Raw genomic sequence first — 22,335 nt, 5'->3', positions numbered from 1 at the left:
ACCCATGTTTGTCCAGATTCTAGGTTCCGCCGCTGGCGGCGGTTTCCCCCAGTGGAACTGCAACTGCGTGAACTGCGCGGGTTTTCGCGACGGGAGCCTGAACGCCAAGGCGCGAACCCAATCGTCGATCGCGATTTCCGATGACGGTGTGAACTGGGTGCTGTGCAACGCCTCGCCGGACATTCGTGCCCAACTCCAGAGTTTTACCCCGATGCAACCGGGCCGAGCGCTGCGAGATACCGGCATCAGCGCGATCATCCTGATGGACAGCCAGATCGACCACACCACCGGCCTGCTCAGCCTGCGCGAAGGTTGCCCGCATAATGTCTGGTGCACCGACATGGTCCATGAAGACCTGAGCACCGGTTTCCCGTTGTTCACCATGCTGACTCACTGGAACGGCGGTTTGAACTGGAACCGCATCGAACTCGACCGCAGCTTCACCATCCCGACGTGCCCGAGCCTGCGCTTCACGCCGTTGCCGCTGCGCAGCGCAGCGCCGCCATACTCGCCGCACCGCTTCGACCCGCATCCGGGCGACAATATCGGACTGATCGTCGAAGACCTGAACACTGGCGGCAAGCTGTTCTACGCGCCGGGCCTGGGCAAGGTCGACGCGCCGCTGCTGGAAATCATGGCCGGCAGCGACTGCCTGTTGGTGGACGGCACGATGTGGGACGACGACGAAATGCAGCGCCGTGGTGTCGGCACCCGCACCGGTCGGGAGATGGGTCACCTGGCGCAGAATGGCCCCGGCGGTATGCTGGAAGTGCTGGAGAAGCTGCCCCGGCAGCGCAAGGTGCTTATCCACATCAACAACACCAACCCGATCCTCGATGAGGATTCGCCGGAGCGTGCCGAGCTGGTTCGGCGTGATGTTGAAGTGGCGTACGACGGCATGAGTATTGTGCTGTAGCGGATGGCCCCATCGCGGGCAAGCCACGCTCCCACAGGGTTACGCGACCACTGTGGGAGCTGGCTTGCCAGCGATGACGCCAGACCAGACACCACAGAATCCAATGGTTGTTCCCGGAGAACAGACATGACAGACACCCCGCTGTCCGCCGCCGAATTCGAAGCGGCCCTGCGCGCCAAGGGCGCCTACTACCACATCCATCACCCTTACCACGTGGCGATGTATGAAGGCCGGGCGACCCGCGAGCAGATCCAGGGCTGGGTTGCCAACCGGTTTTACTATCAGGTGAACATTCCCCTGAAGGACGCCGCCATCCTGGCTAATTGCCCGGACCGCGAGATCCGTCGCGAGTGGATTCAACGTCTGCTCGACCATGACGGCGCCCCCGGTGAAGACGGCGGCATCGAAGCCTGGCTGCGTCTGGGGCAGGCCGTCGGCCTCGATCCGGACCAACTGCGCTCCCAGGAACTGGTGCTGCCCGGCGTACGTTTCGCCGTGGACGCCTACGTCAACTTCGCCCGTCGGGCCAGTTGGCAGGAAGCCGCCAGCAGCTCGCTCACCGAGCTGTTCGCGCCGCAGATCCACCAGTCGCGCCTCGACAGCTGGCCGCAGCATTACCCGTGGATCGACCCGGCCGGTTACGAATATTTCCGCACCCGTCTGGGCCAGGCGCGCCGCGATGTCGAACACGGTCTGGCCATCACGTTGCAGCACTACACGACGCGGGAAGGCCAGGAACGCATGCTGGAAATTCTCCAGTTCAAACTGGACATTCTTTGGAGCATGCTCGATGCCATGAGCATGGCCTACGAACTGAAACGCCCGCCGTATCACAGCGTGACCGAGCAACGGGTCTGGCACAAAGGAATCACCTTATGAGTTTCGATCGCAGCAAGACCCCAACCTGGCGTCCCGGCTACCGCTTTCAGTACGAACCGGCGCAGAAAGGCCATGTGCTGCTGTACCCGGAAGGCATGATCAAACTGAATGAAAGTGCCGCACTCATCGGCGGTTTGATCGACGGCGAGCGTGACGTCGCAGCGATCATCGCCGAACTCGATGCGCAGTTCCCCGGCGTGCCGGAGCTCGGTGATGACATCGAGCAATTCATGGAGGTCGCCCGTGCTCAGCACTGGATCGAACTTGCCTGATTCCGTGTCGGACAAGTTACCGCCCAAACCGGAAATCGGCCTGCCGCTGTGGTTGCTGGCCGAGCTGACCTATCGCTGTCCGCTGCAATGCCCGTACTGCTCCAATCCGCTGGATTTCGCCGAGCAAGGTAAAGAGTTGAGCACTGAGCAGTGGATCAAGGTGTTCCGCGAAGCGCGGGAAATGGGTGCCGCGCAACTGGGCTTTTCCGGCGGTGAACCACTGGTTCGCCAGGACCTCGCCGAACTGATTGCCGAGGCGCGCAAGTTGGGTTTCTACACCAACCTGATCACCTCCGGCATCGGCCTCACCGAGCAGAAAATCAGCGATTTCAAGAAAGCCGGCCTGGACCACATCCAGATCAGCTTCCAGGCCAGCGACGAGCAAGTGAACAACTTGCTGGCCGGCTCGAAAAAGGCCTTCGCGCAGAAGCTGGAAATGGCTCGCGCGGTAAAGGCCCATGGCTATCCGATGGTGCTGAATTTCGTCACCCACCGGCACAACATCGACAAGATCGACCGGATCATCGAGCTGTGCATCGCCCTTGAGGCGGACTTCGTCGAGCTCGCCACGTGCCAGTTCTACGGTTGGGCGCAGCTCAATCGGGTCGGTCTGCTGCCGACCAGGGAACAGCTGGTCCGCGCCGAACGCATCACCAACGAATACCGCGCCAAACTGGAAGCTGAAGGGCATCCGTGCAAGCTGATTTTCGTCACGCCGGACTACTACGAAGAACGCCCGAAAGCCTGCATGAATGGCTGGGGCAGTATTTTTCTTACAGTGACACCGGATGGAACCGCCCTGCCCTGTCATGGCGCCCGACAGTTGCCGGTACAGTTTCCCAACGTGCGCGACCACAGCATGCAGCACATCTGGTACGACTCGTTCGGCTTCAACCGCTTTCGCGGTTACGACTGGATGCCCGAGCCGTGCCGCTCCTGCGACGAGAAAGAAAAGGATTTCGGCGGTTGCCGCTGCCAGGCGTTCATGCTCACGGGTGACGCGAGCAATGCCGACCCGGTGTGCAGCAAATCGGAACATCACGGTGTGATTCTCAAGGCCCGCGAAGAAGCCGAGCACGCAACCCAGACCATTGAGCAACTGGCCTTTCGCAATGAACGAAACTCACGACTCATCGCCAAAAGTTGAACCGTTCAGCGCTGCTAAAGCAGTCGCTGCCGGTATCGACTTTGCCGAATTGCAGGTGGGCCGACATGGCCTGTTCTGGAATGAATACCGCCCCGAGGACGCCGCTTGCCGCCTCTGGCATTGGCGGGACGGCCAGGCACATTGCCTGACGCCAGCCGGTTTCAGTGTGCGCAGTCGAGTGTACGAATATGGCGGTGGAGCGTTTTGCCTGACAGATGACGGGGTGGTTTTCGTCAACGAGGCAGACCAGCAGCTGTATCGCCAATCGCTGAAGGACGAAACGCCCGAGACGCTGACATCCGGCGAATGCCGCTATGGCGACCTGCAGTTTGCGCATGGGCAGGTTTTGGCGGTTGAAGAGCATCGAGACCGTCATCGTCTGGTGACCATCGATCTGGCGGACGGCGCGCGTCACCTGCTGGTCGAAGGTGCGGACTTTTATGCCGCACCGACGTTGAGCCCTGACGCTCAACGGTTAGCCTGGATCGAGTGGAGTCGCCCGGACCAGCCATGGACCGCGACTCGCCTGATGGTTGCCGACCGCCAGGGCGACGGCCGTTTCACTCAAGCCCGTTGTGTGGCGGGCGACGGTGTTCAGGAGTCGCTGCAGCAGCCTCGATTCGATGACAGTGGTCGTCTGTATTGTCTGACGGACCGTGGCGGCTACTGGCAGCCGTGGGTCGAGTCTTCCTATGCTTGGCGCCCGTTGCCCAGCGCTGCGGCTGATCATGGGCCTGCGCCCTGGCAGTTGGGTGGTTGCACTTGGCTGCCCCTCAACGAAAACGCCTATCTGGCCAGCTGGACCGAGGGCGGATTCGGCCGGCTGGGACTTTGCGGTGAAAACCCTGAAGACTTCACCGGGGACTACAGCCGTTTCCGCCATCTCGCACTGGATGACCAATTCATCTACTGCATCGCTGCCTCGCCAGTCAGTTCGTCCGCCGTGATCGCCATCGACCGCAAAACCCGACAGGTCAAGGTGTTGGCCGGGGGAATGGCACCGTTGCCCGCCGAGCAAATCAGCGTCCCGCAAACCTTGCGTTACCCGAGCAGTTCAGGCGAGGCTCACGGTTTCTTCTACCCGGCGATGACGGGCGACACGAAGCCGCCGCTGGTGGTGTTCATCCACGGAGGCCCGACATCGGCGTGCTACCCGATGCTCGATCCGCGCATCCAGTACTGGGCGCAACGCGGTTTCGCCGTGGCCGACCTCAACTACCGTGGCAGCAGCGGCTATGGCCGAGCCTATCGCCAGGCGTTGCATTTGAGTTGGGGAGACGTGGATGTGGAAGATGCCTGCGCGGTGGTCACCCACCTCACCCAGCGCGGCTTGATCGATGGCGACAAGGCGTTTATTCGTGGTGGCAGCGCCGGCGGGTACACCACGCTGTGCGCGTTGGCGTTCAAAAAGGTCTTCCGCGCCGGCGCCAGCCTTTACGGTGTCAGCGATCCCGTTGCCCTCGGCCGTGCGACGCACAAGTTCGAAGGCGATTATCTGGATTGGCTGATCGGCGATCCTGTCACAGACGCCGAGCGCTACGACGCACGAACACCCCTGCTGCATGCGAGCAACATCAGCGTGCCGGTGATTTTCTTTCAGGGTGAACTCGACGCCGTGGTCGTGCCGCAGCAAACCCGCGACATGGTCGAAGCGCTGCAGAAAAACGGCATTCTGGTTGAAGCGCATTACTACGCGGACGAACGTCACGGCTTTCGCAAGGCTGGGAATCAGGCCCATGCGCTGGAGCAGGAGTGGTTGTTTTATCGGCGGGTGATGGATCAGATGGACTGAATCCTGCGCCTTGAGCAGAAATGGCGGCGCCTCATTCACGAGCAAGCCCGCTCCCACATTTGACCGGGTTCTATCAGAGGAACGCGTTTCCATGTGGGAGCGAGCCGGCTCCGGGCGGCGTTCCGACGAGAGCGATCTATCTTGCGCCGCAAAACTCAGCGCTTGGCGATGATGTACACCGCATGCACGATCCCCGGGATGTAACCGCACAGCGTCAGCAGAATATTCAACCAGAATGCGCCGGCGAAACCGACTTGCAGAAACACACCCAGTGGCGGCAACAGAATGGCGATGATGATGCGAATGAAGTCCATGGGGCAGCTCCTGAGGTGAAGTGAACTCGTGTGAGTCACACCCAATCGACCTGCGCTGTTCGTCAGGGTTCAGTGCGGTTCTTCAGGCGAGTATCTCCAGACCGTGCTTCTGCACGATGCTCAACAACTTCAGGGCCATGCCACTGGGATGTTTGTCCCCAGCTTCCCACTGCTTGACCGTCGACGCGCTGGTGTTCAGATAACGCGCGAATACCGGCTGGCTGACGTTGTTGCGCTCACGCAGCGCTTTGATTTGCGCCGCCGGCATCGCGTCCGGAACGGTGGCAAGACAGGATTCGTCGAATTCGCGCATGGTTGCCTTGCTGATGGCACCGATGGCATACAAGGCGCTGGCGGACTCGTGAATCGACTCAAATACTTCACTTTTGTATTTCTTACTCATGGGGTATCTCCACAAACTCCTTGGTCTCCAGCAAGTACTGGATTTGCATATCTGTCATTGCGCCATAAACCTTGGCTAAAACACGCAATTCAGCCAGCTCTGCAAGGCTGATATTGCTCCGATCTTTCTTGGCAAACAGCAACTGATAGATCCAATACCGACCACCTTTTGCAAAAACAATCGAGCGGTGTCGATTGGCATTCAGACGCTTTTTCCAGACTCCACCCCCCAGGCTTTCCGCCTGGCCATTGAGCATTTCGGTGAACGCCTCACGAAGCTCCTCATCACAAATCCAGGCCTTGCCAGCCTGAGCCGCAAAACGCTTTGTCTTGAATAACCTGGGTAACATCGGCTTCCCTTCCGCAAAAACATACCACTCAGTGGTATAGAAATCAAAACCATCCCCACGACAACGTCGGGCACCGGCACTCCCTGCCGGCGCCCTCTAAAAGGCCATTGATCCCGCTATTGCTCAAGCCCCGATTGGCATCTGGCAAAACGCAGAGACAAAAAAAACACCCCACGTTAAAAGAATCAAACGTGGGGCGATGCGTAATACCGCAAGACGGTTCGGGAATTTGCGTAGGGCAGTTCTGATTACACGGCGATCCCTTTCCGGCATTGCAACTGTGCGGTGCGTACGCGGGAAAAGGCACGGGCCAGGCGCAGGAGCATTTCGTCGATGTTGGCCTTGCTCACGGTGAGCGCCGGGGTAAAGCGCAGGCAATCGGCTTGCGGGGCGTCGAGCAGCAACCCTTCGTACATCGCCGCTTTAACGACGGCGTCAGCCGAATCCTCGGACAGCGTAAGCCCCCAGAGCAGCCCTTGTCCGCGTAACTCACCGTGCCCATAGCGATGAGTCAGGCGGGCCAGGCCTTCACGCAGGTGCTGGCCGGTTTCCCGGACATGCTCGAGAAATCCCTTGTCCTGCACGCTATCGAGTACCGCAAGGCCGGCGGCGGTCATCAGCGCATTGCCATGATGGGTGCCCGTCAGTTCGCCGATATCGAAACAGCAAGCCTTGCCCCGCGCCAGCAACGCCGCCAGAGGCACGCCACCACCCAGCCCTTTGCCGAGGACAACGATATCTGCCCGTACGCCGTAGGATTGTTCCGCGAGCAATGTCCCGACGCGACCAATACCGGTCTGCACTTCGTCGAAGATCAACAGAATGCCCAGCTCACGACACAGGCGTTCGACCCCCTTGAGGTAAAGCTCGGTGGCGGGGATCACCCCGGCTTCGTTCTGGATCGGTTCGAGCATGATTGCAACGGTCCGGGCATCAACCGCTGCATGCAACGCTGCAAGATCGTTGAACGGCACGTGGCTGAAACCCGGGAGCTGTGGCTCGAAGCGGTTGGTCAGAGTGGAACTGTCCGACGCGGGAATCGTCCCGAGACTACGGCCATGACACCCCTTCTTGGCCACGATGATCCGCGAAGCACCGCCGCGATGCCGCTGCCCCCACTTGCGCGCCAGTTTGATCGCCGCTTCACAGGCCTCGCTGCCACTGTTGAGCAAGTACGCCTGATCACTGCCGGTGCTGACGCAGAGCCGCTCGGCGAGGTTGAGCATGCCGCGGTTATGCAGGCCGAAACCGGGGTTGATCAGCGACTGAGCCTGCGCCGTGATCGCATTGACCAGTACAGAAGGGCTATGTCCGAGGCTATTGGCCCCGCTACCCTGGGAAAAATCCAGATAGGCACGGTCGTCGCTGTCCCACAACCAGGAGCCCTGACCGCGCACAAAAATCTGTTTTGGCCGCTCGACACTGGGCATCAGGCACTCGCTGGAAAGATTGTCACCTCTGGACGGCAGGAAATTGTCCGCAGTCAGGTCATCAAGACTGGGAGCGCTACGCCGTAAATTGAACAGATTCATCCAGAAAAACCTCGCTTGAGGTTTTTTGCCTGACCTATGTAAACAACCTCGGCGTAAACGGTATTCATCGCGCTCTATGGCCCTGTAAGCCTTGTGAATGCGGTTAGACTAGGCTCAGAGCAGGCTTCGGGCCATTTCGATTTTTCAGCATTTTCAATAAGCAAAACTTATGGATTTCAAACAACTGCGTTATTTCGTCGCGGTCTACGAAGAGGGCCATGTCGGCCGGGCCGCCGAGCGACTTTCAATCTCTCAGCCGGCACTGTCCCAACAGATCCGCCACCTCGAACAAAACCTTGATGTCAGCCTGTTCGAGCGCAGCAGCAAACGCCTGCTGCCTACCCTGGCCGCCCATACGTTGTACAACCACGCCCTGCCCTTGCTGGATGGTTTGCAACGGGCCCGTGAAGCGCTGGGCAATTTCAAGGGACAAGCGCTGCGCACGTTGGCCATTGGCGTGTTGCAGACGGTCCACACCAGTCTTGTGCCGCAAATGCTCGAGCGCGTGCGCAAGGCGCAACCGCACTTGGTGGTGCAGATCTATGAACTGACCGGGTTGGAGATCGAGCGGCGGTTGCTTAACGGTGCTCTGGACATCGGCATCAGTTACCTGCCGCCCCGACAGCCTGGGCTGCACGGCGTGATGCTGTACGAAGATGAACTGACGCTCGTCATCCCGGCGGATCACCCGTTGCGCGAATTCAAGAAAGTCTCCATGAGTCAGGCTGCCGAGTTGCCGATGTTGCTGCTGGGTGAAGAATTTCAGGTGCGGCAGATCTGGCAGACGCAACTGGCCAACCTGGGGCGGCGCCCGCAAGTGCAGGCGGAACTGAACAATATGGCGGGGATTCTCGACAGTCTGCCCCACACCCGACTGGCGACAGTGCTTCCTGGCCGCTCGCAGAAAGCGCTCGGCAACCATGAACTGCTCTGGAAACCGCTGACCGAACCACGGGTGCCGCTGAAAGTCGGGCTGGTGTGTCGGGATGTGCAGCGGCAACAAGCCTCGCTGGCCTTGTTGCGAACCTTGCTGGAAGAAGTGATGAACGCACCGGATGAACGCTCGGCAACCCTGGATGGGCTGAGCTGACTACTTTTCTGCGGGCAAAAGAAAACCCCGCCGAAGCGGGGCTTTGCAGACTGTTTCCCTGACATCCATTTCACTCCGCCGTCCTGGCAGAATCCTACGTGTCCGTGTTGTTACTTTGCGCTTCCTGCGCGACGTCCATGAGAAGTAGATTAGCTGTGGATCCAATCTCCATCTATGGGAGAAAAGCAGCACGTCATGTAAGCGAATGCTTACATGACGTTACATCCTCAGAACTGCGCTGCGTCCAGCAGGAATAGCGATTCGCTACCGGCCTTCACCGACGCGCTCAACGAGTGAATACGCGGCAGCAGGCGTGCAAAATAGAACCGCGCGGTGCCCAGTTTGCTCGCGTAGAAATCGTCCTGCGCTTCTTTGCCCAAGGCCGCCTTCGCCATGAGTGCCCACATGTAGGCGTAGGCCACATAACCGAAGGTTTGCAGATACTCGACCGAGGCCGCGCCGATTTCGTTCGGGTTGTTTTTTGCTCGGTCCAGCAACCATGCGGTCAATTCGTCGAGGGTGGTCACGGCATCGTTCAGCGGCTGGGTGAACTCGGCCAGGTCAGCGCTGGCAGTCGCGGTGAAGTGACGAATCTCGTCGGCGAACAGGTTGTAGAACGCTCCGCCGCTGCCGACGATCTTGCGCCCTACAAGGTCCAGCGCCTGAATGCCGTTGGTGCCTTCGTAAATCTGGGTGATGCGCACGTCGCGAACCAGTTGTTCCTGGCCCCACTCACGAATGTAACCGTGGCCGCCGAAAACCTGCTGGCCGTGAATGGTGGTTTCCAGGCCGAGGTCAGTCAGGAACGCCTTGGCTACCGGGGTCAGCAACGCCACCAGGTCTTCCGCGCGCTTGCGGGTGGTCGCGTCTTCGCTGAACTTGGCGGTGTCCAGTTGCATGGCCACGTACGTCGAAAACGCACGGCCGCCTTCGTTCGATGCTTTCATGGTCAGCAGCATGCGACGCACGTCCGGGTGGACGATGATCGGGTCAGCCACTTTGTCTTTGTTCTGCGCGCCAGTCGGCGAACGGCTTTGCAGACGGTCGCGGGCGTATTCGATGGCGTTCTGGTAAGAGCGCTCGCCAGAGGCCAGGCCCTGGATGCCGACGCCCAGACGTTCGTAGTTCATCATGGTGAACATCGCCGCCAGGCCTTTGTTCGGCTCGCCGACCAGATAGCCCACGGCTTCGTCGAAGTTCATCACGCAGGTCGCGGACGCCTGAATACCCATCTTGTGTTCGATCGAACCGCAAGTCGCCGGGTTGCGCGCGCCCAGGCTGCCATCGGCATTGACCATGAACTTCGGCACCAGGAACAACGAAATGCCTTTCGGCCCCGCCGGCGCGTCCGGCAGTTTGGCCAACACCAGGTGGATGATGTTCTCGGTCAGGTCGTGTTCGCCGCCAGTGATGAAAATCTTGGTGCCGCTGACTTTGTAGGAACCGTCGGCCTGAGGTTCGGCCTTGGTGCGGATGATCCCCAGGTCTGTGCCGGCGTGCGGCTCGGTCAGGCACATCGAGCCGGCCCAGACGCCGGCGTACATGTTCGGCAGGTAGGCCGCTTTCAGCTCGTCGCTGGCGTGAGCGTTGATCGACAGGCAAGCACCGGCAGTCAACATCGGGTACAGACCGAACGACAGGCTCGCGGAGTTGACCATTTCTTCGACCTGAGCCGAAACCGCCTTGGGCATGCCCATGCCGCCGTAGGTCGGATCGCCACCAACGCCAACCCAACCGCCTTCGGCGTAAGTCTGATAAGCCTGTGGGAAACCTGCCGGCGTGGTGACAGCACCGTCCGCCCAATGGCAACCTTCTTCGTCAGCGGCACGGCTCAGAGGCGCGATGCTTTTGCTGGTGACCTTGCCGGCTTCTTCAAGAATGGCTTCAACGGTTTCCGCATCGACGGTCTCGGCCAGCGCAGGCAACTCGGCCCAGAGTTTGGCGACCTCGAATACTTCATTGAGGACGAAGCGCATATCGCGCAGGGGCGCTTTGTAGTCAGCCATGGCAAACCTCGCAGGATCTTTACAGGTGATTCGTAGGAAGAGTTTTCGTTGGGTCCGAGTGTAACCCAACAACTTTTGCGACACATAGGGTCAGGCTATGACCGTTTTGTAATTTTTGGTCATTGCATTTTTGTGTCTGCCAGAACGCCTTCGCGGGCAAGCCTCGCTCCTACAGGGTTTGCGCCATTTCGATTGGGTGCATGACTTGTAGGAGCGAGGCTTGCCCGCGAAGCTTTTAAACGTAACCGTTACAGCGCAAACAACTCAGCCGGCAGCTTCATCAGGCAATCGCTGCCCGCTTCGATGGCTGCGCGATGAGCGGCAGTGCGTGGCAGCAAGCGCTTGAAGTAAAACTCGCTGGTCGCCAGTTTGGCCCGGCAGTAATCGGCATCGCCGCTGTCCGCATCCAGTTGTGACTGAGCCACCAGCGCCATGCGCAGCCACAAGTAACCAAGGATGATGTAACCGCTGTACATCAGGTAATCCACCGACGCGGCGCCCACTTCGTCCGGATTCTTCATCGCGGCCATGCCGATCTGGGTCGTCAACTCGCCCCACTGCTGATTCAACCCATTGAGTTGCGTCACATAACTGGCGAGTTGCGGATGCCCGGCGTTCGCCGCGCAAAACTTATGAACGATTTTGGTAAAGCCGCGCAGCAGTTTTCCTTGGCTGCCAAGCACCTTGCGCCCCAGCAAATCCAGCGCCTGGATGCCGTTGGTGCCTTCGTAGATCGGTGCGATCCGGCAATCGCGAACCAGTTGCTCCATGCCCCACTCACGAATGAAACCGTGACCGCCAAACACCTGCATGCCGAGGTTGGTCACCTCCAGCCCGGTGTCGGTCATGAAGGCTTTGCAGATCGGCGTCAGGAAAGCCAACAGGTCTTCGGCGTCCTGCCGCGCGGTTTCATCCGGGCTCAGGTGCGCAGCGTCCAGCAATTGCGCGGTGAAGTATGTCAGTGCGCGATTGCCTTCGTTGAAGGCTTTCATGGTCAGCAACATCCGCCGCACATCGGGGTGAACGATGATCGGGTCGGCAACTTTTTCCGGCGCTTTCGGGCCGGTCAGCGAGCGCATCTGCAGACGGTCGTTGGCGTACTTGATTGCGCCCTGGAAGCTCGCTTCACCCAGACACAACCCCTGCATCCCGGTGCCGAGGCGCGCATGGTTCATCATGGTGAACATGCAGTTCAGGCCCTTGTTCGGCTCGCCGATCAGGAAGCCCTTGGCCTCGTCGAAGTTCAGCACACAGGTGGCCGAAGCCTTGATGCCCATCTTGTGCTCGATCGAGCCGCAGGAAACGCCGTTGCGCTCTCCTGCTTCGCCTTCTGCATTGGGCAGGAACTTGGGAACGATGAACAACGAAATGCCCTTGGTTCCTGCAGGCGCATCCGGCAGTTTCGCCAGCACCAGATGAATGATGTTGTCGCTCATGTCGTGTTCGCCGGCGGAGATGAAGATCTTGCTGCCGGAAATGGCGTAACTGCCGTCCGCCGCAGGCACTGCACGGGTCTTGATGATGCCCAGATCGGTGCCGCAATGGGCTTCGGTCAGGCACATGGTGCCGGTCCACTGACCCGCGGTGAGTTTGCTCAGGTAGGTGTTTTTCTGTTCGTCGGTGCCATGGGCGTGAATGGCCGACATCGCACCGTGGGTCAGGCCGGGGTACATGCCCCAGGAAGTGTTGCTGGAACCGACCATCTCGCTGATGACCAGCCCCAGAGAACTCGGCAAGCCTTGGCCGCCGTAGGCGGGATCAGCCGCCAGACCATGCCAGCCACCTTCCACGTATTGTGCGAAGGCTTGCTTGAAGCCTGCAGGCGTTGTCACCACGCCATTGTCGAAATGACAGCCTTCTTCATCGCCGCTGCGATTGAGCGGTGCCAGCACGTTCTCGCAGAATTTCGCACCTTCTTCGAGGATCGCATTGACCATGTCCGGGCTGGCCTCGGTGGCACCCAGCGCCGCGTAGTTGGTGTGAAAGTCGAAGACGTGGTCGATCAGAAAGCGCATGTCGCGCAGGGGAGCTTTGTACTCGGGCATGGTCATTTCTCCGGCAGCAGATGCCTTAAACCTACTGCCGCCGACCACGCCTCACAATCACAGTCCAGACGCTGAATGCGCCGTCATCACTCAACCCGCAGCCGCCTCGCGCACAGCGCCACGACGATTCTGACCGTAAGCCACCACACAGTTTCGCCCGGCACCTTTGGCAGCGTAGAGCGCCTCATCGGCAGACTTGAGCACTTTTTCAGGATTACGTTGGTCCACCCGTTCGGCAACGCCGATGCTGACGGTGACCGAGACACTCGTGGCCGCAGAACCGGAACGACGCTGACGCCCCTGCTGGTCGTCCTGAGGACGGTTGTCCTGATTACGCAGATGGATGTTGTAGGTCGCAATGGATTCACGGATTACTTCCAGGTGCGGCATGCACTCCTCAAGCGTCTTGCCCGCGAACACCAGTGCAAACTCCTCACCGCCATAGCGATAAGCCCTACCGCCACCGCCGATTTTCGACAGTTTGCTGGCAACCAGGCGCAGCACCTGATCGCCGACGTCGTGACCATGGGTGTCGTTGAATTTCTTGAAGTGGTCGACGTCGCTCATGGCCAATACGTAATTGCGCCCCAGGCGCTGCATGCGTTCGTTCAAGGCGCGACGCCCCGGCAGACCGGTCAGCTCGTCACGGAAGGCCATTTGATAGGCTTCATGGGCGACCGCCGCCGCAATCATCAGCATCACCTGGCTGCACATGATGTTGAGGGTAAACGGCAGGATGAAGGTTTTCGGCAGCGCCCAGAACAACCCGAGCAAACCCACCAACTGTGCGGCATGCAACGGTCTCGGATTACGCCAGTATTGCCAGCTCAGCAGCAGGAACGAAGCGATGAACACCGGATAGGACAGCTGGATCAGGCTCATCCAGGCGCCATGCAGGGCAGGCCAGCGGATTTCCGACAGCCACATCAGCAATGCCTGTGGGTAACTTTGCTCCAGCCCCAATGCCACACTCCCGACCGCCAGCAACACCGCGAAACGGGCGATCATGTCCTGGAACAGATGGGTGCGTTCCTGCCACGCTGCGAACACACCAAACATCAGCGGAAGCAGCAGACAGCACAGGTGAAACACCACAGCGGCGTCTTCACGCACCTTGCCGTTGTCGCGGTAATAGTCGGTCTGGGTGTCGAGCAGGTAGTAGGCGATGTACACCGTGACCATCAGAAACAGCTCGCGCTGACGTCGGTAAACCGCGCAGTAAGCACCGCCGAGCAACAAAACGAGGGTGGGCAACACGTTGAACAGTGACGTGAAGAAGACGTTCAGGTCCTTGACGTAGGCAGCCGCCAGCCCCGCAATCAACAGCAGAAGTGACGGTAGGAAATGACTGAAACGTACAGCGGAAGAACGCGGCAAGGGTAAAGCTCCGACCCGGCAAACTGAGATGGCATTGTGCCCACTCATCGAGCGACATGTCACATCGCCATCCTCTTTAACGGCAGCAAAGTCGTTCTTCTTAGCGTTTTAGTCAGGAATATTTACGCGCGTAAATCGCCCACAAAAAAGCCGCTGTCCCCGAAGGAAACAGCGGCTTCATGAAGCGACAGCCCGGGACTTAGTAGCCCAGTGCGAAGTCTTCTTCTTTCATGTCCATCAGGTTGTTGGCGCCCGACAGCATGGTTGCAACGTGAGTGCGAGTACGCGGCAGGATGCGCTGGAAGTAGAAGCGCGCGGTCTGCAGCTTGGCGGTGTAGAACGCCGCTTCGGTGGTGCCGGCCGCCAGTTTCTCGGCTGCCAGGCGCGCCATGTCAGCCCAGAAGTAGGCCAGGCAGGCATAACCGGAGTACATCAGGTAATCCACGGAGGCCGCGCCGACTTCTTCGCGATCTTTCATGGCGGCCATACCGACCTTCATGGTCAGCTCGCCCCATTCCTTGTTCAGTGCAGCCAGTGGCGCGACGAACTCTTGAACGGCTTCGTTGCCTTCGTTGGTCTGGCAGAACTTGTGGACGATCTTGGTGAAGCCTTTCAGAGCCTCGCCTTGGGTCATCAGCACTTTACGGCCCAGCAGGTCGAGTGCCTGGATACCGGTGGTGCCTTCGTACAACATCGAAATGCGGCTATCGCGAACGTTCTGCTCCATGCCCCACTCGGCGATGAAGCCGTGGCCGCCGTAGATTTGCACGCCGTGGTTGGCGGATTCGAAACCGACTTCGGTCATGAAGGCTTTGGCGATTGGCGTCATGAACGCCAGCAGTGCGTCGGCTTTCTTCTTCTCTTCTTCGTCCACGCCGTACTTGACGATGTCGACTTGCTTGGCAGTGAAGTAAACCATCGCGCGGTTGCCTTCGGCGAACGCTTTCATGGTCAACAGCATGCGACGAACATCAGGGTGCACGATGATCGGGTCAGCGGCTTTTTCCGGCGCTTTCGGGCCAGTCAGGGAACGCATTTGCAGACGATCGCGAGCGTATTTCAGGCCGCCCTGGAAGCCGATCTCGGCGTGGGCCAGACCTTGCAGCGCGGTGCCCAGACGTGCGGTGTTCATGAAGGTGAACATGCAGTTCAGGCCTTTGTTCGCCGGGCCTATCAGGAAACCGGTGGCCGCGTCGAAGTTCATCACGCAGGTGGCGTTACCGTGGATGCCCATTTTGTGTTCCAGGGAACCACAGGACACGGCGTTTCGCGCACCGATCGAACCGTCTTCGTTCGGCAGGAACTTCGGAACGATGAACAGCGAGATGCCTTTGGTGCCAGCCGGTGCATCCGGCAGGCGGGCCAGCACGATGTGGACGATGTTGTCGGCCATGTCGTGTTCGCCGGCCGAGATGAAGATCTTGGTGCCGGAGACTTTGTAGGAACCGTCGGCCTGAGGTTCAGCCTTGGTGCGCAGCATGCCCAGGTCGGTGCCGCAGTGCGGTTCGGTCAGGCACATGGTGCCGGTCCATTCGCCGGACACCAGCTTGGTCAGGTAAGCCTCTTGCTGCTCAGGCGTGCCGTGCTCGGAAATGGTGTTCATCGCGCCATGGGACAAGCCTGGGTACATGCCCCACGACCAGTTGGCCTCGCCGACCATTTCGCTGACTGCCAGCCCCAGAGACTCTGGCAGGCCTTGGCCGCCGTGCTCTACGTCGTGCGCCAGGCTTGGCCAGCCGCCTTCAACGAATTGCTTGTAGGCTTCTTTGAAACCGGTCGGGGTTTTAACGCCGGACTCGCTCCAGGTGCAGCCTTCGGTGTCACCCACGCGGTTCAGCGGAGCCAGCACCTGCTCACAAAACTTGGCGCCTTCTTCGAGAATGGCGTCAACCATGTCCGGAGTTGCGTCTGCACAAGCCGGAAGGCTCTGATAGTGCGCTTCGTAGCCGAGCAGTTCGTCACGAACGAAGCGAATATCACGCAAGGGGGCCTTGTAGTCAGGCATAGCGATAAACCTCTGCTGATGTAACCGGGAATGAACGACCGTGGTGATTTGTTGTAACGGTCAAACAGTTGTTTGAAACATACGTTTACGCCCAAATCTTGTCAAGCGTCGATCTTTTGCCGTTCGTCATCGCTCGACGCAAATCCCGGACGTACGACCACACTGCGCCGTTGCCCAGGCAACACGCCGTACAAGAAAGTTTAGTTTGGGGAGAAGGACTTACACACGAAAACGCCGCGAGAGGTCGCGGCGTTGGATGTACTGATTCAGCGGATGATCAGGCGAACGTATCGATCAACGTACCAAGCATTTCATCGGAAGCCTTGGCGACTTTGACGCCTGCCTCGACCTGAAACTTGCCCTGCGCCATCTCAACCATGTTGCTGGCCAGGTCCGACTGCTGGCTACGATCGACCGAACGCAGGCGATCGACCTGAACCTCGGAAGACTGACTGGTCACCGAGCGCTCGATTGTAGTGTTGGCGATCTGCCCGGAAGCCTGATCGACACGGTTCTGCCCTGTCTGAATAGTGCTCAGACCGGCATAAAAAGCGGTACTTCCTGAGATTTCCATGGGAGAACTCGTCCTGGAAAGGATCAACAGCGGGCATTGAAACAGACGCACGCGCAAAACACCCGACAAAAACACTAATGGCACAGTGCCTTGTCATAGGTAAAACCATTGCTTGAATGATCAGTCCAGCAAATCCAGCTGAAGGTGTTCCGCCACCGCCTCCGCTGTCACCAGCTTTAGTTTCGGCACTCGCCCCAGACATGGCGCAGGAATCCGCTCGGCAAGCGTGGCAAGGTTTTCTTCAAGGCGCGCCGTCTTGGCATCGATGATGTTGGCCACCCAACCCGCCAGTTGCAAACCGTCCTGCGCAATTGCCTCGGCTGTCAGCAACGCATGGTTAATGCAACCCAACCGCACGCCGACCACCAGAATCACCGGCAGATTCAGCGCCATGGCCAGGTCCGACAGGTTGTCCTGATCCGCCAGCGGCACGCGCCAGCCACCGGCGCCTTCGATCAGGGTGAAATCCGCCTGCATCTCCAGAATTTTCTGCATCGGTGCCAACAAGGATTGCACTGTCAACGCCACGCCCGCCTCGCGTGCCGCCAGATGCGGTGCGATTGCCGGTTCGAACGCCACCGGATTGACCTGTGCATACGTCAGCGGCACCGAGCATTCCGCCAGCAACGCCAACGCATCGGCGTTGCGCAAACCCTTGGGCGTCACGTCGCAACCTGAAGCAACCGGTTTCCCCGCCGCCGTACTCAGGCCCGCCGACCGTGCGGCATGCAGCAAGCCCGCCGCCACTGTGGTCTTGCCGACATCGGTGTCAGTGCCGGTGATGAAATACGCTGCGCTCATAAGGGTTTCTCCAAAACGGCATACACCACTTGATAAGTCGCCGGCAGGCCTTCGGCCTGACGAAACTGTTCGTAAGCCTCGACCAGGCCGAGAATCCGCGCCCGGCCGGTCAAACCGCCCGGCCGTCCGGGATTCAGGTTGTGCGCACCCAGCGCCTTGAGTTCGTGAGTCAGGCTGCGCACATCCGGGTAATGCAGCACGTGAGGACGGGTTTGCAGACTTGCGACCTTCAAGCCGCTGGCCGCGCACAGCTGTTGATAAACCCCGAACTCGCGGAAGCGGTTGACGTGCACCATGCCATCCACCTGCCGCCAACTGTCACGCAGCTCAAACAGCGTGCCCACGCACAGACTAGCAAATGCAAACTTTCCGCCAGGTTTCAGCACACGATGGGCTTCACTGAGCACCGAAGCGAAGTCCGCGCACCACTGCACCGCCAGGCTGGAGAAGATCAGGTCGCACGTCGAATCCTGCAAGGGCAGTCGTTCTGCATCGCCGGCGATGAAATATGTGGCCCCACCCAACGGGCGCGCGTGATTGAGCATGCCTTCGGCGATGTCCAGCGCCACGCCGTGACCGACAGGAAAACGCTCACCCAGCACACGACTGAAATGCCCGGTGCCACAGCCCAGGTCCAGCCAGCGACCCGGCACGAAATCACCCGGCAAACGGCTTAACAACTGGCTGCCGACATCACGCTGCAATTCGGCGACGCTGTCATAGCTGGCCGCCGCGCGGGAAAAGGACGCAGCCACCTGGCGCTTGTCCGGCAAGCCGCCGGATTGCTTTGGATGGGGAAGCGGGAGAGATAAGTCAGTCATCACCGCACTCATGCAAAAAGGCCTGGATCGCCCCCGCCACACCGTGAGGGTCTTCCAGAAGAAACGCGTGGCCGGCCTGTTCAATCAGGCCGATTTCGACGTCCGGCAGCAACGCCAGCAAATCCCCCGCCGCTTCGGCCGGCACCAGCCCGTCGAGACCGGCGAACAAATGCAGTTGCGGGCCGCGGAATGCTTGCAACGCCTGACGGGTATCCAGTTGCGCAAGCAGCTCCAGGCCGCTCATCAATACCGAAGCAGAGGTGTGGGGCGCGCCACCAAGCAGTAACCGAGACAACCCGCGCGGGTCTTCAGCGCCTTGAGCGCAGAGCAGCGAAAAGCGCTTCAGCGTCATGCGCGGATCGGCACTGCATCCGGCCAGAAACGCGTCGAACGTCTCGCCGGGCATCGCGCTCGGCCATTGCTCATGGGCGACAAATGAAGGATTGCTCGCCAACGTCAGCAAGCCGCAGCACCGATCGCCGCGTCGGGCCGCCAACTCGGAAGCGAGCATGCCGCCGAGGGACCAGCCGCCGAGCCAGGCGTCCTGAGGCACGGTGGAGTCGAGTTCGTCGAGCCATTCTTCAAGGTCGCCGGATTCCAGCTCCGGCAGCGGCTCGATCTCGACACGCAGGTGTTCGTCCAGCCCTTGCAATGCGGCCGCCAGAGGCTCCAGAGGCGAAATCCCGAGGCCCCAGCCAGGTAGCAGAATCAGACGATCACGCATGGCTTGGCTCCGGTCCCAGTTGTGCAAAACAATCGGCCAGTCCATTTAACAATAGCTGCACCTGCGCCTCGCTGTGCGCGGCGGTCAGGGTCACACGAAGTCGGGCGCTGCCGGCGGGCACGGTCGGTGGGCGGATCGCGGTCACCATCAATCCACGTTCGCGCAGCATTTGCGACAGGCGCACCGCACGCCCGGCATCGCCGATCATGATCGGCTGGATCGGCGTGAAGCTGTCCATCAACTCCAGGCCGATCTGCTCGGCGCCTTGCCGGAACTGACGAATCAGGATGTTCAGATGTTCACGACGCCAGTGCTCGGTGCGCAGCAGTTCCAGGCTTTTCAGCGTCGCGCAGGCCAGGGCAGGCGGTTGGCTGGTGGTGTAAATATACGGACGAGCGAACTGGATCAAACTCTCGATCAGTTCTTCGCTGCCCGCGACAAAAGCGCCAGCAGTGCCGAAAGCTTTGCCGAGGGTGCCCACCAGCACCGGCACATCGTCCTGGCTCAGGCCGAAATGCTCGACGATCCCGCCACCGCTGGCGCCCAGCGGACCAAAACCGTGCGCATCATCGACCATCAGCCACGCGCCTTTGGCCTTCGCTTCCCGGGCCAATGCCGGCAGGTCGGCGATGTCGCCGTCCATGCTGAACACGCCGTCGGTGACCACCAGCGTATTGCCGGTGGCCTTCTCGAGACGATTGGCCAGACTCGCCGCGTCGTTGTGCAGATAACGATTGAAACGCGCACCTGACAACAGACCGGCATCGAGCAACGAGGCGTGATTGAGGCGGTCTTCGAGCACCGTATCGCCCTGCCCCACCAACGCGGTCACCGCGCCAAGGTTGGCCATGTAACCGGTGGTAAACAGCAGCGCACGAGGGCGGCCAGTCAAGTCAGCCAACGCCTCTTCCAGCTCATGATGTGGCGTGCTGTGGCCAATGACCAAATGCGAAGCGCCGCCACCGACACCCCAACGGGACGCGCCGGCGCGCCAGGCTTCGATCACTTGCGGGTGATTGGCCAGGCCCAGGTAGTCATTGTTGCAGAACGCCAGCAACGGCTGGCCATCGACCACCACTTCCGGGCCTTGAGGGCTTTCGAGCAATGGACGTTGGCGGTAGAGATTTTCGGCACGACGGGCAGCAAGGCGTGCGGCGAGATCGAAAGACATGCAGGCCTCAAAAGTCAGATTGTAGGAGCCGGCTTGCTGGCGATGGCATCACCGCGGTCTGTCTGAACAACCGAGGAGATGCCATCGCCAGCAAGCCGGCTCCTACAGGTGTTGATCAAACAGCAGCGTTGTAAAACTGCTCGCTGCTCTTCTGCTCCACCAGCGCCTGTTCGATGGCCGCCTGGTGCACTTCATCGGCGTGCTCTTCACGCGCTTCCGGCAGGATCCCCAGGCGTGAGAACAGTTGCATGTCCTTGTCAGCCTGCGGGTTGGCGGTGGTCAGCAGTTTTTCGCCGTAGAAAATCGAGTTCGCACCGGCAAAGAACGCCAGGGCCTGCATCTGCTCGTTCATTGCTTCGCGGCCAGCGGACAGGCGCACATGGGATTTCGGCATCAGGATGCGCGCGACGGCGAGCATGCGGATGAAATCGAACGGGTCGATGTCTTCGGCGTTTTCCAGCGGCGTACCGGCGACTTTCACCAGCATGTTGATCGGCACCGATTCCGGATGCTCCGGCAGGTTGGCGAGCTGGATCAGCAGGTTGGCACGGTCATCGAGGGACTCGCCCATGCCGAGGATGCCGCCGGAGCAGATCTTCATCCCCGAATCACGCACGTAGGCCAGGGTCTGCAGGCGCTCGCTGTAGGTGCGGGTAGTGATGATGCTGCCGTAGAACTCGGGCGAGGTGTCGAGGTTGTGGTTGTAGTAATCGAGCCCGGCCTTGGCCAGCGCTTCGGTCTGGTCCTGATCCAGACGGCCGAGGGTCATGCAGGTTTCCAGGCCCATGGCTTTCACGCCCTTGACCATCTCCAGCACGTACGGCATGTCTTTGGCAGACGGGTGTTTCCACGCCGCGCCCATGCAGAAACGGGTCGAACCGATGGCCTTGGCGCGGGCAGCCTCTTCGAGGACCTTCTGCACTTCCATCAGTTTTTCTTTTTCCAGGCCGGTGTTGTAGTGACCGGACTGCGGACAATATTTGCAATCTTCCGGGCAGGCGCCGGTCTTGATCGAAAGCAGCGTGGAAACCTGGACGCGGTTGGCGTCGAAATGGGCGCGGTGCACGGTCTGCGCCTGGAACAGCAGGTCGTTGAATGGCTGAACGAAGAGTGCTTTGACTTCGGCCAAAGACCAGTCATGACGCAGAGTTGCAGAGGTGCTGGCGCTCATGGGTGTTTCCTTGATTATGCTTGGCAAGCGACTGGGGAATGGAATACCCACAGACGCGACACGGATGTTCGGCATATTTAAGGAAGAGCGATGCGCTGTCAACCACGATACAAAGGACCGGTTTACATCTGGTTAAAAAACAAACAATCCTGCCTGCTTTGCGACGAGATGGCGGATGAAGCGACGCCGATCTGCACGGCGTGTGAAACCGACCTGCCCTGGCTCGGCGATCACTGCCTGACCTGCGCCCTGCCCTTGCCCGCGGCGGACATGACCTGTGGCCAATGTTTGATGGCACCGCCCGCCTTCGAACACGTGATCGCCCCGTGGACCTACAGCTTTCCGGTCGACAGCCTGATCACCCGTTTCAAACACAGCGCCAAGTGGCCATTTGGCAACCTGCTTGGCGAACTTCTCGCTCATTTCCTGCAACATCGCTTCGATGAAGCGCTGGATCGGCCAGATGCGCTGGTCCCGGTTCCGCTCGCCACCAGACGTCTGCGTCAACGGGGTTTCAATCAGGCCGCAATGCTGGCTCGCTGGTTGAGCGCGAGCCTGAATATCCCCTGCGACGAACAGCTACTCAAGAGGATTAAAGATACCAGCGCGCAACAAGACCTGAAGGCCGAAGCCCGCAAAAAGAACCTGCGCAACGCCTTCGCCCTGATGCCTGATGCGGTGATCAAGGGGCGTCACCTGGCACTGGTCGACGACGTGCTGACCACCGGCGCAACCGCCCAGGCTCTGGCGCGCCTGTTGATCGAGGCGGGCGCCTCGCGGGTCGATGTCTATTGCCTGGCGCGCACGCCCAAACCCGGCGACATCGCCTGACTTGAGCCAGACACAAAACCTGTGGGAGCAACTGTCTTCACCCTGCCATTCGTCACCGCCATTCGGTGCCGTCTCTCAGCATGGCATTCAGTCTGATCAGTAATATTCGCATGCA

The 22,335-nt window shown here is 60.0% G+C and carries 21 protein-coding genes; 7 read left to right on the top strand and 14 right to left on the bottom strand.

Annotated features, from left to right (window positions below; genetic code table 11):
- Positions 1-4: 4 nt before the first annotated feature.
- From pqqB to FBY04_RS25930, 5 genes are all read left to right on the top strand, one after another.
- A complete protein-coding gene (gene pqqB, locus FBY04_RS25950) occupies positions 5-916 on the top strand; it encodes a pyrroloquinoline quinone biosynthesis protein PqqB (protein WP_145317946.1) in 912 nt (303 codons plus the stop codon).
- Positions 917-1,042: 126 nt separating this feature from the next.
- Positions 1,043-1,795, top strand: coding sequence for a pyrroloquinoline-quinone synthase PqqC (gene pqqC, locus FBY04_RS25945; protein WP_084318407.1), 753 nt, complete (start codon positions 1,043-1,045; stop codon positions 1,793-1,795).
- Entirely contained in the window at positions 1,792-2,067 is a 276-nt protein-coding gene (pqqD, locus tag FBY04_RS25940; protein WP_008024193.1) for a pyrroloquinoline quinone biosynthesis peptide chaperone PqqD, read from the top strand. The genes pqqC and pqqD overlap by 4 nt, the downstream gene beginning before the upstream one ends.
- Positions 2,039-3,214 carry a pyrroloquinoline quinone biosynthesis protein PqqE gene (pqqE, locus tag FBY04_RS25935; RefSeq protein WP_084318408.1) on the top strand — a complete coding sequence of 392 codons (1,176 nt, stop codon included), beginning with the start codon at positions 2,039-2,041 and terminating at the stop codon, positions 3,212-3,214. The genes pqqD and pqqE overlap by 29 nt, the downstream gene beginning before the upstream one ends.
- Positions 3,180-5,006, top strand: a complete 1,827-nt coding sequence (locus FBY04_RS25930) for a S9 family peptidase (protein ID WP_145317943.1) — start codon at positions 3,180-3,182, stop codon at positions 5,004-5,006. The genes pqqE and FBY04_RS25930 overlap by 35 nt, the downstream gene beginning before the upstream one ends.
- A gap of 155 nt (positions 5,007-5,161) precedes the next feature.
- On the opposite strand, the gene FBY04_RS25925 is transcribed toward FBY04_RS25930, so the two are convergent.
- The 4 genes from FBY04_RS25925 to FBY04_RS25910 form a co-directional block, all read right to left on the bottom strand.
- Positions 5,162-5,320 (bottom strand): YqaE/Pmp3 family membrane protein, encoded by a 159-nt coding sequence (locus FBY04_RS25925; protein ID WP_007904205.1) that lies wholly within the window; start codon positions 5,318-5,320, stop codon positions 5,162-5,164.
- A gap of 82 nt (positions 5,321-5,402) precedes the next feature.
- On the bottom strand, positions 5,403-5,723 hold the full coding sequence (locus tag FBY04_RS25920) for a DNA-binding transcriptional regulator (RefSeq protein ID WP_084318410.1): 321 nt from the start codon (positions 5,721-5,723) through the stop codon (positions 5,403-5,405).
- Positions 5,716-6,072 carry a type II toxin-antitoxin system RelE/ParE family toxin gene (locus tag FBY04_RS25915; protein ID WP_145317940.1) on the bottom strand — a complete coding sequence of 119 codons (357 nt, stop codon included), beginning with the start codon at positions 6,070-6,072 and terminating at the stop codon, positions 5,716-5,718. The genes FBY04_RS25920 and FBY04_RS25915 overlap by 8 nt, the downstream gene beginning before the upstream one ends.
- A gap of 248 nt (positions 6,073-6,320) precedes the next feature.
- A complete protein-coding gene (locus tag FBY04_RS25910) occupies positions 6,321-7,604 on the bottom strand; it encodes an aspartate aminotransferase family protein (RefSeq protein ID WP_145317937.1) in 1,284 nt (427 codons plus the stop codon).
- Positions 7,605-7,773: 169 nt separating this feature from the next.
- Here FBY04_RS25910 and FBY04_RS25905 point away from each other — a divergent pair, with 169 nt between their 5' ends.
- A complete protein-coding gene (locus FBY04_RS25905) occupies positions 7,774-8,694 on the top strand; it encodes a LysR family transcriptional regulator (RefSeq protein WP_084318413.1) in 921 nt (306 codons plus the stop codon).
- A 227-nt stretch (positions 8,695-8,921) separates the two neighbouring features.
- Here the strand turns inward: FBY04_RS25905 and FBY04_RS25900 are convergent, their stop codons facing one another.
- The 10 genes from FBY04_RS25900 to bioB all read right to left on the bottom strand — a co-directional run bounded on the left by FBY04_RS25900 (position 8,922) and on the right by bioB (position 21,389).
- Positions 8,922-10,700 (bottom strand): acyl-CoA dehydrogenase C-terminal domain-containing protein, encoded by a 1,779-nt coding sequence (locus tag FBY04_RS25900; protein ID WP_084318414.1) that lies wholly within the window; start codon positions 10,698-10,700, stop codon positions 8,922-8,924.
- A 248-nt stretch (positions 10,701-10,948) separates the two neighbouring features.
- Entirely contained in the window at positions 10,949-12,745 is a 1,797-nt protein-coding gene (locus FBY04_RS25895) for an acyl-CoA dehydrogenase C-terminal domain-containing protein (protein ID WP_145317933.1), read from the bottom strand.
- Between the two features lie 90 nt (positions 12,746-12,835).
- Complete coding sequence (locus tag FBY04_RS25890; protein WP_145317931.1) at positions 12,836-14,122, bottom strand: GGDEF domain-containing protein; 1,287 nt, start codon at positions 14,120-14,122, stop codon at positions 12,836-12,838.
- 199 nt (positions 14,123-14,321) lie between these two features.
- A complete protein-coding gene (locus FBY04_RS25885; protein ID WP_084318417.1) occupies positions 14,322-16,127 on the bottom strand; it encodes a phenylacyl-CoA dehydrogenase in 1,806 nt (601 codons plus the stop codon).
- A 277-nt stretch (positions 16,128-16,404) separates the two neighbouring features.
- Positions 16,405-16,701 (bottom strand): pyrroloquinoline quinone biosynthesis protein PqqE, encoded by a 297-nt coding sequence (locus FBY04_RS25880; RefSeq protein ID WP_145317929.1) that lies wholly within the window; start codon positions 16,699-16,701, stop codon positions 16,405-16,407.
- Positions 16,702-16,821: 120 nt separating this feature from the next.
- Positions 16,822-17,502: a dethiobiotin synthase gene (gene bioD, locus FBY04_RS25875; RefSeq protein ID WP_084318419.1), complete on the bottom strand. Its 681-nt coding sequence runs from the start codon at positions 17,500-17,502 to the stop codon at positions 16,822-16,824.
- Positions 17,499-18,323, bottom strand: coding sequence for a malonyl-ACP O-methyltransferase BioC (bioC, locus tag FBY04_RS25870; protein ID WP_084318420.1), 825 nt, complete (start codon positions 18,321-18,323; stop codon positions 17,499-17,501). The genes bioD and bioC overlap by 4 nt, the downstream gene beginning before the upstream one ends.
- Complete coding sequence (locus FBY04_RS25865) at positions 18,316-19,047, bottom strand: alpha/beta fold hydrolase (RefSeq protein ID WP_084318421.1); 732 nt, start codon at positions 19,045-19,047, stop codon at positions 18,316-18,318. Before FBY04_RS25865 ends, bioC begins: the two co-directional genes overlap by 8 nt.
- Positions 19,040-20,218 (bottom strand): 8-amino-7-oxononanoate synthase, encoded by a 1,179-nt coding sequence (gene bioF, locus FBY04_RS25860; protein ID WP_145317926.1) that lies wholly within the window; start codon positions 20,216-20,218, stop codon positions 19,040-19,042. The genes FBY04_RS25865 and bioF overlap by 8 nt, the downstream gene beginning before the upstream one ends.
- 115 nt (positions 20,219-20,333) lie before the next feature.
- The gene (bioB, locus tag FBY04_RS25855; protein WP_145317922.1) at positions 20,334-21,389 is read right to left on the bottom strand and encodes a biotin synthase BioB; all 1,056 of its coding nucleotides are present in this window, start codon (positions 21,387-21,389) and stop codon (positions 20,334-20,336) included.
- 90 nt (positions 21,390-21,479) lie between these two features.
- Between bioB and FBY04_RS25850 the strand changes: the two genes are divergently transcribed.
- Entirely contained in the window at positions 21,480-22,220 is a 741-nt protein-coding gene (locus FBY04_RS25850; protein WP_145317919.1) for a ComF family protein, read from the top strand.
- The last annotated feature ends 115 nt before the right edge of the window (positions 22,221-22,335 follow it).

The organism is Pseudomonas sp. SJZ080 (assembly GCF_007828295.1).
Classification (GTDB): Bacteria; Pseudomonadota; Gammaproteobacteria; order Pseudomonadales; family Pseudomonadaceae; genus Aquipseudomonas; species Aquipseudomonas migulae_A.
Note: the sequence above shows the minus strand (reverse complement) of the source record. Positions and strands in the feature narration are given on the sequence as shown.